Genomic DNA, 14,390 nt, shown 5'->3' on the forward strand with positions numbered 1-14,390 from the left:
GGCATGACGGCGACGGAACGGCCCGGCACGGCGCCGCTCGTGATCACGGGCATGGGCGCGGTCACGGTCTTCGGGGACGGCTGCGAGGCCCTGTTCGCCGCGTTGCGCGCGGGCCGTTCGGGGCTGCACACCCTGCGCGGGATGACCGTCGCCCGCGGGAAGGACCGCTCGGCGCAGATCGAGGATCCCGCCAGGAGCGGACCGTGGCGGGTCTCGGACATGGCGTGCGACTCCGTCGCCGAGGCCCTCGCGCAGGCCGGGCTCGACCCGGCGCGGATGACCGGGCGGACGGGTCTGTACGTGGGCACGACCGGTGGCGACAGCCGGGTCCTGGAGGACCGCTACGCCGACTTCCTCTCCGTACGGCAGGCCTTGGCCTCGGGGGCGGAGCCGGAGATCGACGACGAGCTGGCCGAGGCGCTGGTGCGGTTCCCGATCGGGGTGCTCGCCGACGTCGTGGCCGCCCGCATCGGTCTGTCCGGGCCGCGGTACGTGGCGACCAACGCCTGCGCCTCCGGGTCGATCGCGATGGCCATGGCGATGACCGCCCTTCGCCGCGGGGTGATCGACAGGGCCGTCGTCGTCGGCGCGGACCAGCTGAAGCCCAGCTCCTACTGGGGCGCGGAACGCAGCGGGTTCATCGGCCACGACCTGCGCCCGTTCCACGCCGAGCGGGACGGGAGCGTGCTGGGCGACGGCGCTGGCGCGATCGTCCTCGAACCCGCCGCGACCGCCGCCGCCCGCGGGGCCACCGCGCTGGCCCAGCTGGCCGGCTGGGGCATCACCTGTGACGACAACCCGCAGCCGATCATCCCGCCGGAGGACGGCGCGTCCAACGCCGCCGCGATCCGGCTCGCCCTCGCCGACGGCGCGCTCGACCCGTCGGAGATCGACTACTTCAACGCCCACGGCACCGGCACCCCGCTGATCGACCGGCTCGAAACGGCGTCGGCGAAGGCGTCACTGGGGGAGCAGGCCCGCCGGATCTCCATGAGCAGCACCAAATCCATCACCGGGCACCTCGCCGCGGCCTCACCGGTCGTGGAGACCATCGCCACCGTGTTCTGCCTGCGCGAGCAGTGGGTGCACCCGACTGCGCGGCTGGACAAGGTCGATCCCGCCCTCGACCTCGATTACGTGCCGCTGAAAGGAAAACCCAAGCCGTTGCGGGCCGCGATCTCGAATTCGCTCGGCGGTGGCGGCACCAACACCGTCGTCGTCCTGCGCGCGCTGGGCACCGGCGCGTCCGCGGCCCCGCGGCCGAGCGGCGGTGAGCCCGCCGCCGAAGCGGACGTCGTGGTGACCGGGCTCGGTGCGGTCAGCCGTCTCGGCGACGGGGCCGAGAGCCTCAGCTCCGCGTATGTGGCCGAGGACGTCTCGCCCCGGACGGCGGAGTTCTCGGTACTGGACCACATCGGCGAGGAGGCCGGTTACCAGTACATCAGCCGGACCGCCCAGGTCGGTTTCGGTGCCGCCGCGATGGCGATGGCCGACGCCGGCCTGCCCCGGCCGCTTCCGCTGGAGGGACCGTTCGCGGCGAACCGGGTCGCGGTCGTCATGGGCACCGCGGTGGGCGGCCTGTCGACCGCGGCGGAGGTGCTCTGCCCGCATCTGCTCGCGGATCCGACCCGGATCACGCCGACCATGGCGCTCGACCACGGTCCGCAGCTCGCGGCCACCTTGACCGCCCGCGCGGCGGAGAGCACCGGTCCGATGATCACGCTGACCTCCGGTCTGACCGCCGGGCTGCAGGCGATCGAGATCGGGCGCGCGCTGCTGGCCGCCGGCGCCTGCGACATCGCCATCGTCGGTGCCGCCGAAGCGATCGACGAACCGATCCGGCACGCCGCCCGGTTGCTCGGCCGACGGCGTGGCCACGCCGATCCGGCCGCGTTCGCCGCCACTTTCGCCGACGGCGCGGGATGTCTGGTGCTGGAGCGCGCGGACGACGCGCGAAGGCGTGGCGCGCCGGTGAAGGCGAGCCTGGCCGCGTGCGCGAGCTGGGCGGAAGCGGCGGCACCGGGTGAGCCCGGCGGCTCCGGCCCGGCGCTGGAGCAGTGTCTCCGTACCGTTCTGCCCTCCGGCGAGGACCAGCCGCATCTCGGCTACCACGTCGGCGGCGCGGCGCCCGACGTCCCGACGCACAAGGTCGTCTCGTCCGGGTTCCGGCCCGGACGGCTCGGCCGGTCGCTGGCGGCGACGCCGGTACTGGCCGTGGTCGCCGCGGTGCGCCAGCTCGCCGCCGATCCGGCGGGGCCCGCCTTGGTGACGGCGGCGGCGCCGGGCGGTGCCGCGGCCGCGCTGCGCCTGGAAGCGGTCCGCTGATGGCCCGGCGGCGAGCGCTCGTGCTCATCACCGAGGGGGCGAGCCCCGACCTGATCGACCGCTGGGGACCCGCGCTCCTGCCGTCGTTCCACCGGATCCGCGACCAGGGCGCCGCCGGGCCGATGCGGGCCGAGGTCGTCCCGTACGAGCCGCCGGGGCTCTTCAGCGCCTTCACCGGACGGAACCCGGCCGAGCACGGCTGTTTCTCCTACTGGGCGGTGCACACGCCGGACTACCGGCCGCTGACCCTGGACGGCACCGCGTCGCGGCATCCATTCCTGTGGCAGCGCGAGGAGTTCGCCGATCGCACGGTCGCGGTGGTCAACGTCTTCGGGACACATCCGGTGCGGCCGGTCAACGGCTACTGCATCGGCTATCCCATGCGCGGCACCGTCCACGCGTGCCATCCCCGCGATCTGCCCATCCGGCTGGCGCACGAGGGGATCCGGCCGGTCCACGACGTCACCGTCTGGTTCACCGGAGGGCCGAAGGACACGTTCGTCGCCGACGTGCTCAACGCCGACCGCCAGCGCGCCGAGGCGACCTTCGCGATGCTGGACGGCAAACTCGGCGACGTCCCGGACCTCGCGGTGCTGAACCTGACCGCGATCGACCGGCTTTCCCATGTGTACTGGCAGGAACTCGAAGCCGGCAGCACGGTCGCCGAGGCGGATCTCGCCGTCCTCAAGGCGTACCGACTGGCCGACGAGGTACTGGGACGGCTACTGGACCGCGTCGACGAGACGACCAGCCTGCTGACCTTCTCCGAGATCGGGTTCGGCCCGCTGCGCGCGTACTGCTCGGTCAACGACGTCCTCGCCGCCGCGGGCCTGCTGTCGCTGCGTCCCGACGGCGGCCCGGATTGGGAGCACACCACGGCTTTCGAGTCGGTGCAGGGTTCGCAGGGCGTCAACGTCAACCTGGCGGGGCGGTACAAGCACGGCCGGGTCGACCCGGCCGACCGGGTGCGGGCACGGGAAGACGTCCAGGCGGTGATCCGGGCCGCGGTCAACCCGCACACCGGGCTGCCGCTGGCCGACGCGGTGCCCCGCGAAGAGGTGTACGACGGACCCGCGCTCGACAACGCCCCCGACCTCGTGCTGGTCCCGGCGGACCGGCGCTACCTGCCGCTCGGTGACCCGTTCTGGTCGGGCCGCACCAACCGGCGGCTGCAGAGCGGCTGGCACCGGCACGAGTCGGTCTGGGCCGGGGCCGGACCCGCGTTCGCGCCCGGATCGACGCGAGCCGCGCGCACGGTCGACGTCGCCCCGACGATCGCCGACATGCTCGGGGTGGGCGTCGCCGCCGAGTTCGAGGGCACCGTGCTGGGCGGCGCGCGATGACCGTCCCCACCACACTGGTCCCGCTGGCGATCACCTTGGACACCGAAGGCGGTGCCTGCGTCGCGGGCGTGACGGCGGCCGGGCGGTGGCTCCGCCCGGAACCGGTCACCGCGGCCGACGTCACCGGTGCCGTGCCCCGCTACCGGTTCTTCCAGCCCGTCACCGTCACCCTCGCGGCCTCGGCCGAACCCGGTGCGAGGCCGGAGGACCGCGCGATCGCCGGACCGGTGACCGACGCCGGACCCGCGCTGGACACCGCCGAGCGGGCCGGCCTGCTCGACCGGATCGCGGACGACTCGGTCGAGCGGGCCTTCGCGGGCGAGCGCAGCGCCGGTCTCGTCCGCGCCCGTGTCCGCGGCTTCGAGCGACGGCGGTCCACCGGCGGCCGGTCGTTCGTCCGCGTCGCGTTCACCGATCCGGCGGGCGCCGACCACGACTGGATCGTCCGCGACGTCCGCGTCCTGCGGGCCTTCGGCGAAACCGGGGACCTCACCGGAGCTCAGACGGTGCTCGCGGCCGCGCCGGTGTTCCTCTCGATCGGGCTGACGAAACCCAACGGCCGGTTCCCCGGCCGGTTCCGGGGGTGCCACCCCCTGGTCGTAGGCGTGCTCACGGCGGACGCGGACCTGCCCGCCTGGCAGAAAGGAGTCATGGATGCGCCCGGCGTTGCGTGAACTGGAGAACGACACCCTCCAGATCGTGCGGGAAGCCGCCCAGCGGTTCGGCGATCCCGCGCTGCTGTGGTCGATGGGCAAGGACTCGACCACGCTGCTTTGGCTGATCCGCAAGGCTTTCTTCGGCGAAGTGCCGTTCCCGGTCCTGCATATCGACACCTCGTACAAGTTCGCCGAGATGTACGAGTTCCGGGACCGCTACGCCAAGGAATGGGGCCTCGATCTGCGGGTGCACCGCAACGAAGCGGCGCTCGCGGCGGGGATGGGCCCGACGGTCGGCACCAAACTCGAATGCTGCACGGCGCTGAAGACGAACGCGCTGCAGCAGGCCATCGAACACGGCGGGCACGACGCGGTGCTGCTCGGCATCCGCGGTGACGAACACGGCGTCCGCGCCAAGGAGCGGGTGTTCAGCCCGCGCGACCGGTCGTTCAGCTGGGACTACCGCAACCAGCCGCCGGAGTTCTGGGACCAGCGCCAGACCGCCGTCAGCGAAGGCGGGCACGTGCGGGTGCACCCGATGCTGCGCTGGCGTGAGGTCGACATCTGGGAATACGTGGAGGCGGAAGGGATTCCGGTACCCGGCCTCTACTTCAGCGAACAAGGTCACCGCTATCGCTCCATCGGCTGCGAATGCTGCTGTTCGCCGGTGCGCAGCACCGCCGGGACGGTGACCGACATCGTGCTCGAAGTCCGCACCTCCCGCGAAGGCGAACGCGCCGGCCGGGCCCAGGACAAAGAGGACGCCGCCGCCATGCAGAAGCTGCGTGCCCTCGGCTACATGTGAGGAACCGATGACCACCCTTGTTGAGCACGCCCCGACGCTGCGTGTCGCGTTCGTCGGCGAGGTCGATCACGGCAAGTCCACCCTGCTGGGCAGGCTGCTCTACGACACCGGCGCGATCACCCCGGACCGGCTGGGCACCTCCATCGGCGACGGTGGCCTGGCGTTCCTGCTCGACGGCCTGGTGGAGGAGCAGGCCGACCTGTTCACCCTCGACACCGCGCAGGCCGTCGTGGAGACGGGCGGCCGCCGTTACGTCCTGATCGACGTCCCCGGCCACCTCGAACTGCTGAAGAACATGGTGACCGGCGCTTCGCACGCCGAGGTCGGGGTGGTCGTCGTCGACTGCCTCGAACGGGCCGCCGAGCAGACAGCCCGGCATCTGCGGGTGCTGGCGATGATGGGCGTGCGCGCCTGCGTCGCGACGGTGACCAAGATGGATCTCGTCGGCTACGACGAGAAGGCGTTCCAGGCGGTGGCCGCCGAGGTCGTCGGGCTGGCCGAAGGCTGCGGGATCGACCTGGCGGCCGTGGTCCCGGTCAGCGCGGTCGGCGGGCTCAACGTGACCGGCGCCGTCGCCCCGGAACTGTCCTGGTACGGCGGGGAACCGCTGCTGGAGACGCTGTCGAAGCTCGAAGTCCGGCCCGCCGGGGAAGGACCGCTGCGCCTGCAGGTCCAGGGCCTTTCGGCGGGCCGGGTGCTCGGGCGGGTCCTGAGCGGGGTCGCGGTGCCGGGACAGCGGCTGACCGACGGACGCCATCGGGGAACCTGGGTCCTCGGCGGGATCGAGCGATTCGGGGAGCCTCCGCTGGAGCGAGCGGTCATCGGCGATTGCGTCGGCCTGCTCCTCGACGGCGAGCCACCGCCTTCCGGTGCCCTGCTCACCCTCGAAGGCGAGCCGGCGTCCTGGGGAAACCGCTGGACGGCGCGGGTGCTGTGCACCGCCGAAGCCGGTTTCGCCGCCGGTGACCGGTGCGTGGTGCGGCACGCGGGAACCTCCCTCGACGGCACGATCGCCGCGATCGACCGGCGCTGGAGCAGTGCCGGACCCGAAACGGCGGGCCGGGGCGGCGAACAGGTGGCCTTCAGCGAGACCGCCGCGCTGCGCCTCGATCTCGACCGGCCCGCGGCGGCGGACACCGTCCGCGACTGCCCGCCGCTCGGCCGCTTCATGTTGTGCGACGCCGACGGTCACGCCGTGGGACTCGGTGTGGTGGACGGGATCTCGGGCGAAGGGGGAACGCGATGAGCGGGACCGCGATGGTCGTCGGACTCGACGGCGTGCCGCACTGGCTGCTGCGGAAACTCGCGGACGACGGCGTGCTGCCCGAGACCGCCGCCCTGCTGCCCCAAGGGACTTTGCGCCCGCTCAGCGCCCCGGTGCCCGACATCAGTTCGACGTCGTGGGCGAGCTTCCTGACCGGGACGGATCCCGGCACCCACGGGGTCTACGGCTTCATCGACCTCGTCCCCGGCGAATACCGGACCTACTTCCCGCAGTTCCCGGATCTGCGCGCGGAACCGTTGTGGCACGCCGTCGACCGGAGCGTCGTGGTCAACGTGCCGGGCACCTATCCGGCGCCGCGAATGGACGGCCTCCTGGTCTCCGGGTTCGTGGCCCCCGACTTCGGCCGGGCGGTGTACCCGCCGGAATGGGGGGACCGCCTGCGTTCCCGCGGCTACGAACTCGACGTCGAGGTCGGTGACGTGGCGGCGGATCCGTTCGGTTTCCTCGACCGGGTCGACGCCGTGCTCTCGGCGCGGCGCGCGGCGTTCCGCGAGCTGCTCGGCGCGGTGGACTGGCGGCTGGCGGTCTGCGTGATCACCGAGACCGACCGGGTGCACCACTTCCTGTGGCGGGATCTGATGGACCCGGCTTCGCCGCTGCACCAACGGATCCTGGAGTTCTACACGCGGGTGGACGCCGCGGTCGCGGAACTGGCGGAGCGGGCGGGCGACGGCGCGCTCATGATCGTCAGCGATCACGGTTTCGGTCCCGCGGGCACCCAGTTCTATCTGAACTCGTGGCTGCGCGAAGCCGGCTATCTCGCCTTGCCCGCCGACGCCGCCTCACTCGAAGACCTCGACGCGGGCACGGCGGCCTTCGCACTGGATCCCGGGCGGCTCTATCTCAACGACGCCTCCCGGTATCCGCGGGGCCGGTCGCTGTCGGCTGGGGAGCGCCGGAACCTCCTGGACGAGCTGACCGCGCGGGTGCTCGCGCTGCGCGTCGGCGAGGACGGCACCGTGACCGAGGGCGGTCCCGGGCTGCCGGTGGCCGAAGAGGTGCTCGACGGGGTCGAGCTGTACTCCGGGCCGTGCGTGGCGGCCGCGCCGGATCTGGTCGTGATGCCCGCCGCGGACGTCCAGATCCGCGGGGCGTGGAACCAGCCGGGGCTCACCGCCGCTTCCCCGCTCACCGGCACGCACACGCGGACCGACGCGACCTTCTGGTGCCGCGGGGATCAAGGTGAGGGAGGGGTGCACATGCGCGACGTCGCGCCGACGGTGCTCGCGTCGATGGGTCTCGATCCCTTGCCGGGGATGGAGGGCACCGACGTCCGGGGCCGGATCCCGGCGCTCGACGGGGGGAGAAGTCATGACTGAGCTGTCGATCGAGCCCAGGCGGAAGCCGGGACATTTCGAGATCGCCCTCGATCCGAGGATCACCGATCCTTCCGCGCTGCGCGTGAGTTTCGTGATCCTGCTCGACGGCGACCTGGTGATGTCGCCGGAGCACCTCGGTGTCGCCTACATGGCCTCGACCCTGCGCGAAGCCGGATTCACTTGCGAGATCAGGGAAGCCGAGCACGATCAGCACGAAAAGGCGATCGCCGGCGTCCTGGAGTTCGCGCCGCGGCTGGTGTGCTTCACCCTCATGAGCCTCAACGTGCCGAGCTGCCTGGCCTTCTGTGAACGTCTCCGCGCCGAGCTGCCCGACGTGGTGATCGCCTGCGGCGGCCCCGCGGGCACGTTCACCGGCACGGACATCCTGCGGGCCAATCCGTTCGCCGATCTGGTGGCCGTCGGCGAGGGGGAGCCGATCATCCTCGACCTCGCCCAGCGGCTCGCGCTCGGCGAGAGCGTCGAAGACTGCCCCGGGATCGCCTACCGGGCGGACGACGGTTCCCTGCGCCAGAACCCCGCGCGCCCGCTGGTGCACAACCTCGAAGCGCTGCCCTATCCGGCGCGGGACCAGCTGATCGCGCACGGGAACAAGCTCGAATACGTCCGGGTCAGCACCAGCCGGGGCTGCGTCGCGCGCTGCACCTTCTGCTCGGCGCCGAACCTCGGCAACAGGGTGCAGGCAGGCAAGGCGTGGCGGGGTGTGGGCGCGGAGCACGTCCTCGACGAACTGGAGACCCTGGTGCGGGAGCACCGGTTCCGCACCTTCGACATCATCGACTCCACCTTCGAGGACCCCGATGGCGGCCGGGTCGGCAAGAAACGCGTCCGCGCCATCGCGCAGGGCATCCTCGATCGCGGCCTCGACATCTTCTACAACGTCTGCATGCGCGCGGAGAACTGGTCCGACGACGATCACGACCTGCTCGATCTCCTGGTCCGCAGTGGTCTGGAAAAGGTCAACATCGGGATCGAGTCCGGCGTGGCCGAAGAACTCCTGCTGTGGGAGAAACGGGCGACCGTCGAGGACAACGTCCGGGTCATCCGGCTGCTGCGGGAGCACGGCATCTACCTCGCCATGGGCTTCATCCCGTTCCACCCCTACGCCACCGTCGAGACGCTGACCCAGAACGCCGAGTTCCTGCGGGCCCACGCCGGGCACAATCTCCGGCGCCTCACCGAACGGCTCGAGGTCTATCCCGGGACCTCCATCGCGAAGCGGATGAGCGAGGACGGCCTGCTCGGCGAGCGGTACCAGAGCACGCTCGATCCGTACGACTACACCTTCGTCGACGAACGGGTCCAGCGGCTCGCGGGGCATTTCGCGTCGCTGTACAACAACGACGACTACCACGAGCGCGGCGTGCTGACCGAGCAGAGCGCGGTCTTCGAGTTCGAGACGTTCAACGTCGTGGTGCAGACGTTCGTGTCCCGGATGTACCGCCGGTTCCACCATCTGCCGGGGGTCGTGGAGCTGCTGGAGCGGTTCAAGGACTTCCTGCACGTGACCCGCCAGGAGATGGGGCAGGCCAACCACGCGTTCTTCATGGACAACCTCGACGACGTCCTCGCCGACCGGCTGGACCCGGCGAAGCGGATCCGGCAGCTGGAGGACGTCGAGCGGCGGTTCCGGGCCTGCATCGACCGGATCCGCACCGAGCAGCTGCGGATCGGCATGGCCGCCCACCGGCTCGGGGTGGACATCACCGAGATCAGCTCGTCGCTGCCCGAGGTCACCGGGGGAGGCGCTCCCCGCAGCTACAACGGCGGGGCGCCGACATGGTGACGGCGGACGTCGCGGTCTGCACCCTGGGCACGCCCGCGCTGTCCGCCAGGGTGTCGGCGCATCCGCGGGTCGCCGTGGCGGCCGGGCTGGCGACCGCCAACCTCGGTATCGAGACCCTGGTGCTCGGGGCGCTGGCGCGGCCGTCGGTCCGGCACGTGGTGGTCTGCGGCAGGGATTCCCGGCTCTTCCACCCCGGGCAGAGCCTGCTGTCCCTGGCGGCGAACGGCGTGGCCGACGACGGGACGATCATCGGCGCCGCCGGTCACCGGCCCCGGCTGCGGACGCTGCGGCCGGCGGTGGTGGCGGAGTTCCGCCGCAGAATCGCCGTGCACGACCTCCGTGAATGCGAGAACGAACGTGAGGTGCTGACCACCGTCGCGGCGTTACCGATCATGAAAGAATTCCCGCGAATGAGTGAATTACGCCGTCCCGAAGCCGCCGAAACGGGCATTGATGACATATCGAGCATCGCCGCCGAAATGGCGTGCAGCGGCCCCGTGCTCGAAAGGCTTCCCGTGCAGGGCAAGAGATCCCCGATCGCGAGCGGCGGCAACGGCTACTTCGTCGTTTCGCTCGACCGGCCCGCCCGCCGCATCGTGCTGCGGCATTACCGGCCGGATCTGACGACCGGTCACGAATTGCGCCATCACAGTGCCGCCGCGCTTATGACGAGCGTAGTCTCTCACGGGTTGATTTCGGATCCGGCGCACGCGGGCTATCTGGGCGGAGAACTCGCGAAAGCCGAAACCGCGTTGCGGCTGGATCTGGGCTACGCGCAGGACCGGCCCCTCGCGGGCCCGGTCGTGGCTTTACGGGGAGGAAACCATGACGGCTGAATCGTCGCGCGCCGAAACACCCGCACCACCGCAGACGGCCAGACCCGTCCTCGTGTTCTGGGGATTGATGCTCGGGCTGCTTCTGTCGACGCTCGACCAGTCGATCATCGCGGCCGCGCTGCCGAGCGTGGTGAGCGAACTCGGCGGGCTCGACTCCTTCACCTGGGTGATCATCGGCTACGGGCTCGCGCTCAGCGTCACCACCGCGATCTGCGGGAAACTCGGCGATCTGTTCGGCCACAAGAAGATCTTCGTCGGCGCCGTCGTCGTCTTCGTCGTCGGTTCGTCGCTGTGCGGCATCGCGTCGTCCATGCCGCAGCTGATCGCTTTCCGGATCCTGCAGGGGATCGGTGGCGGTGGTCTGGTGGTTTCCGCGTTCTCGCTCGTCGGGACGCTTTTCGGGCAGGCGGAACGCGCCAAGTACCAGGGCTACACCACGACGGTGTTCGCCGTCGCGAGCATCGCGGGCCCGCTGGCGGGCGGCCTGATCACCGACGGCCTCGGCTGGCGATGGACGTTCTACGTCAACGTGCCGATCGGTGCCGCGGCGCTCGCGGTGGTCGGGACGCTGCTCGTGGCGCGGCGCCCCGAAGGCAAGGCCCGGATCGATTTCGCCGGGGCCATCCTGCTCGCGGGCGTGGCCGTCTGTGTCGCGCTGGTGGCTTCCTGGGCGGGGACGCGGTATCCGTGGTCGTCGCCGGTGGTGCTCGGCCTGCTGGCCGGCGCCGTGGTGATGATCGTCCTGTGGGCGCTGGTCGAACGGCGGGCCGCCGAGCCGATCATCCCGCCCTCGCTCTTCCGCTCGCCGACGTTCGGTTTCGCCAACGCGGTGACCTTCCTCGCCGGATTCGCCATCCTGGCAACGGTCAACTTCCTCCCGATCTTCCTGCAGGCCGCCTCCGGCGCCTCGGCGACCGTTTCGGGGCTGCTGCTCGCACCGATGATGTTCGGCCTCGTCGCCGCGTCGACCTACACGGGCAAGACCGTGGGGAGGCTCGGCACCTACCGCTGGTTCCCGCCGGTGAGCATGGCCGTCGCCGCGGTGGCGGCGGTGCTGCTCTCCACCATGACCGCGGAGACGAGCTGGCTGCTGGTGATGCTCTACTCGGTCGTCCTCGGGGTGGGGTCGGGACTTTCGATGCCCGTGTTCATGATCGCGGTCCAGGGTGCGGCCCCGCCGCGGCACATCGGCGCCGCCACGGCGTCGGTCACCTTCTCCCGCCTGGTCGGCGCGGCGTTCGGGGTTTCGGTGTTCGGCTCGGTGTTCGCCGCCCGCTTCGCCACCGCTCTGCCCGAGCACGTCCCCGGCGCGCCGGGCACACTCCAGTCGGTCGACGACATCTCGGCACGGGCGCTCGAAGCACTCCCGCCCGACGTGCGGGCCGGTTTCACCGCCGCCTACGCCGATTCGCTCAGCGGGGTGTTCTTCACCGCGGTCCCGGTGCTCCTCGTGGCCCTCCTGCTGTCGCTGGGGATGCGCGACGCCAAGCCCAAGGCCGAGGGCTGACCGCGATGGCACGGGCGAAGAGCGGACTCCAGCAGATCCCCGGCGTCGGCAAGGCCGTCGAAGGCGACCTCATCGGGCTGGGCTTCCCGACCGTCGAGTCGCTGCGCGGCCAGGATCCGGAACTGCTCTACGAAAAACTCATGGCCATGCAAGGCGGCTATGTGGATCGCTGCATGCTCTACGTCTTCCGCTGCGCGGTCTACTACGCCGAGGACGGCCGGGAACCGGACAAACTCCTTTGGTGGAACTGGAAGGACTGAGCACGTTGACCTCTACGACGTCCCCACGGGAAGAACTGCTCGACGCGGGCGTGGATTCTTCGCTCGGCCCGGTCGGTGGCCTGTTCGACGCCACGCACCGCGAGTTCGCGGGCTGGTATCCCCGGCTGTGGGGACCGCTGGGGGCGCTCGCCAGTTCGGTCTCGCGCCCGGCCGCCGGCGAACGGGTGCTGGACGCCTGCTGCGGTTCGGGTGCCTCGGCGGTGCCCGCCGCGCAGGCCGTCGGCCGGACGGGCCACGTCGACGCCGTCGACCTGGCGCCCGCGCTACTGGAGCAGGGGCGTGAGACGGCCAGGCGGCTGGGGCTGGGACAGCTCAGGTTCGTAAACGCGGACGTCACCACCTGGCGGCCGGAGGACGGCGGATACGACCTCGTCCAGTGCTGCTACGGGGTGTTCTTCTTCCCGGAGCTGGACGCGGGCACCGCGCATCTGGTCGACCTGCTGCGGCCCGGCGGGCGGCTGGCCGTGACCACGTGGGTCGAAGGCGGCATGGACACCATCGTGCGGACGGCCCGCACCGCCGCGCTGAAGGTGCGTCCCGAACCGCAAGCCGCTTCCGGCGCGCCGGATCCCCGGACCCGGATCAACACCGCGGACCGGCTGGGGGAGTGGCTGTCCTCGCTCGGGCTGGCCGAGGTGGAAGTGCACCGGGTGGAATTCCGGCAGCCGCTGCTCGGCGACGACGCGTGGCGGTTCTTTCTCGGCGCGGCGCCGCGCCGTTTCCTCGCCGGAATGGACGCCGATCAGGTCGCCGAGGTGCGCGAGCTGTTTTATGCGGATCTGGCGGAGAATCGGGTGACACATCTCGACGCGAGCACGCTCATCGGAGTGGGAGTCCGGTCCGGCGAGCGTGCCCGCTGAACGTCTTTATTCGGCCTTGAAATGCGGGTTGTAGATCAGGCCGACAAGATTGCCGTCGGGAGTGCGGACGACGGCGACCTTGATGTCCCCGCCGACCTCTTCGACCCCGGAATGTGAAGTCGCCCCGGCGGCGAGCAGCGCCTCTTCGCTTGCCTCGACGTCCTCGACACCCCAATAGGTGATCGGGCCGATTTCGGGGTCACCGTCGGGATCGAGGGCGAGTTCGTAACCCGCGACCGAGTAACCGACGTAGAAGGGCTGATCGAAATACGGCTCGATGTTCAGTACCGAAGTCCACCACTTCTTGGCGGCCTTGAGATCCGGCGCCGGGTAGATAACGGTGCGAATGCCAAGGAAATCAACACTCATCTTAACCCCTCTGAGATACGCGAAGATCAAGTTCGTGGGCGATAATTCGAGAACACGCTAGCACAACGGAACGCCTGATAGATCGGTCCGCCGGAAGGGTGCGGTAGCGTCGGCGGCCGATGGTCAAGGAGGCGACGTGAAAGCACACAATCCCCACGAACTGCTCGCGAGGCTGAACGAGATCGCCGCGGGCCTGCCGTTCGAAGTGACCACCCGTCCGATGATGGGCGGGTTCATCGGGTACGCCGACGGCAAGGTCTTCGTGTCGATCTCCTCCGGCGGCCTCGGGGTCAAGCTCCTGCCCGCGGATCAGGAGCGGGCACTGGCGCGGCCGGGCGCCACCCGGATGCGTCATTCGGCGGACCAGCCCTACAGCAAGACCTACATCACCCTGTCCGACAAGGACATCGCCGACGACGACGTCCTCACCGAATGGCTGCTTCTGGCGGCGAAGACCGCACCGGCACCGAAGCCCCGGAAGAAAAGCTGACCCGCCTGCCGTGATCCCCGCCCGGTGCAACCGGGGGACCGGTCCGCTCCGTCCTGGGCACATGAGATGGATCGCGGGGTGTCTTCTGCTGCTGGTGGCGGGATGTGGGACCGGGGCGGGCGCGGGGCAGGTGAGCCTGGAGGCCTTCACGGCACTCGGCTCGTCCGTCCGGTTGGTGAATGTGGCGCCCACGGAACTGGGCACGGCCGAAGCTCAGGAGTTCCAGCGAACCCTGGAACGCGCCGAGTATTCGAAACCGGACAAAGTGCGTGCCGCTCTGTCGTTCGCGCCGCCGCCCGATCGGCGCGGCTTCGCTTTCGTCGTACCCGGCTGCGCCGAAGACGGCGCCAAGCTGATCGTCGAGCGCGGAACGCTGACCGCGGAACTCGTCGGCGGGGAGAACATCAACTGCGCGCAGGCGAACTACTTCCTCGCCGTCTTCTCCGTCGACCGCGCCTCGATACCGCCGACACCGACGTTGCTGACAACTCCGCGCTAGGCCGCACGCAG

General features: G+C 70.7%; 14 protein-coding genes. 13 read left to right on the plus strand and 1 reads right to left on the minus strand.

Features of this window, described 5'->3' with window-relative positions; translation table 11 throughout:
• The first annotated feature begins 3 nt into the window (after window positions 1-3).
• Genes SD37_RS16840 through SD37_RS16890 form a run of 11 tightly spaced genes read left to right on the plus strand, consistent with a single transcriptional unit; the run spans window position 4 to window position 13,021 of the window.
• Complete coding sequence (locus SD37_RS16840; protein ID WP_052674839.1) at window positions 4-2,325, plus strand: beta-ketoacyl-[acyl-carrier-protein] synthase family protein; 2,322 nt, start codon at window positions 4-6, stop codon at window positions 2,323-2,325.
• Window positions 2,325-3,668, plus strand: a complete 1,344-nt coding sequence (locus tag SD37_RS16845; RefSeq protein WP_044850612.1) for an alkaline phosphatase family protein — start codon at window positions 2,325-2,327, stop codon at window positions 3,666-3,668. The genes SD37_RS16840 and SD37_RS16845 overlap by 1 nt, the downstream gene beginning before the upstream one ends.
• A complete protein-coding gene (locus tag SD37_RS16850) occupies window positions 3,665-4,342 on the plus strand; it encodes a hypothetical protein (RefSeq protein WP_044850611.1) in 678 nt (225 codons plus the stop codon). The genes SD37_RS16845 and SD37_RS16850 overlap by 4 nt, the downstream gene beginning before the upstream one ends.
• Window positions 4,323-5,129 (plus strand): sulfate adenylyltransferase subunit CysD, encoded by an 807-nt coding sequence (gene cysD / locus SD37_RS16855; RefSeq protein ID WP_044850610.1) that lies wholly within the window; start codon window positions 4,323-4,325, stop codon window positions 5,127-5,129. The genes SD37_RS16850 and cysD overlap by 20 nt, the downstream gene beginning before the upstream one ends.
• A 7-nt stretch (window positions 5,130-5,136) precedes the next feature.
• Window positions 5,137-6,375, plus strand: coding sequence for a GTP-binding protein (locus SD37_RS16860; protein WP_052674838.1), 1,239 nt, complete (start codon window positions 5,137-5,139; stop codon window positions 6,373-6,375).
• Window positions 6,372-7,733, plus strand: a complete 1,362-nt coding sequence (locus tag SD37_RS16865; protein WP_044850609.1) for an alkaline phosphatase family protein — start codon at window positions 6,372-6,374, stop codon at window positions 7,731-7,733. Before SD37_RS16860 ends, SD37_RS16865 begins: the two co-directional genes overlap by 4 nt.
• The gene (locus SD37_RS16870; RefSeq protein ID WP_065912857.1) at window positions 7,726-9,537 is read left to right on the plus strand and encodes a B12-binding domain-containing radical SAM protein; all 1,812 of its coding nucleotides are present in this window, start codon (window positions 7,726-7,728) and stop codon (window positions 9,535-9,537) included. The genes SD37_RS16865 and SD37_RS16870 overlap by 8 nt, the downstream gene beginning before the upstream one ends.
• Complete coding sequence (locus SD37_RS16875) at window positions 9,531-10,373, plus strand: DUF4346 domain-containing protein (protein ID WP_052674837.1); 843 nt, start codon at window positions 9,531-9,533, stop codon at window positions 10,371-10,373. Before SD37_RS16870 ends, SD37_RS16875 begins: the two co-directional genes overlap by 7 nt.
• Window positions 10,363-11,880: an MFS transporter gene (locus SD37_RS16880; protein ID WP_044850607.1), complete on the plus strand. Its 1,518-nt coding sequence runs from the start codon at window positions 10,363-10,365 to the stop codon at window positions 11,878-11,880. The genes SD37_RS16875 and SD37_RS16880 overlap by 11 nt, the downstream gene beginning before the upstream one ends.
• Before the next feature lie 5 nt (window positions 11,881-11,885).
• Window positions 11,886-12,140, plus strand: a complete 255-nt coding sequence (locus SD37_RS16885) for a helix-hairpin-helix domain-containing protein (RefSeq protein WP_044850606.1) — start codon at window positions 11,886-11,888, stop codon at window positions 12,138-12,140.
• A complete protein-coding gene (locus SD37_RS16890; protein ID WP_236725390.1) occupies window positions 12,122-13,021 on the plus strand; it encodes a class I SAM-dependent methyltransferase in 900 nt (299 codons plus the stop codon). Before SD37_RS16885 ends, SD37_RS16890 begins: the two co-directional genes overlap by 19 nt.
• Window positions 13,022-13,027: 6 nt before the next feature.
• Here SD37_RS16890 and SD37_RS16895 read toward each other — a convergent pair whose 3' ends face one another.
• On the minus strand, window positions 13,028-13,390 hold the full coding sequence (locus tag SD37_RS16895; RefSeq protein WP_044850605.1) for a VOC family protein: 363 nt from the start codon (window positions 13,388-13,390) through the stop codon (window positions 13,028-13,030).
• A gap of 136 nt (window positions 13,391-13,526) precedes the next feature.
• Here SD37_RS16895 and SD37_RS16900 point away from each other — a divergent pair, with 136 nt between their 5' ends.
• Together SD37_RS16900 and SD37_RS16905 are read left to right on the plus strand one after the other, a co-directional pair.
• Window positions 13,527-13,880, plus strand: a complete 354-nt coding sequence (locus SD37_RS16900) for a TfoX/Sxy family protein (protein ID WP_044850604.1) — start codon at window positions 13,527-13,529, stop codon at window positions 13,878-13,880.
• Between the two features lie 61 nt (window positions 13,881-13,941).
• Window positions 13,942-14,379 carry a hypothetical protein gene (locus SD37_RS16905; protein WP_236725391.1) on the plus strand — a complete coding sequence of 146 codons (438 nt, stop codon included), beginning with the start codon at window positions 13,942-13,944 and terminating at the stop codon, window positions 14,377-14,379.
• Window positions 14,380-14,390: the final 11 nt, after the last annotated feature.

The organism is Amycolatopsis orientalis, assembly GCF_000943515.2.
Lineage (GTDB): Bacteria > Actinomycetota > Actinomycetes > Mycobacteriales > Pseudonocardiaceae > Amycolatopsis > Amycolatopsis orientalis.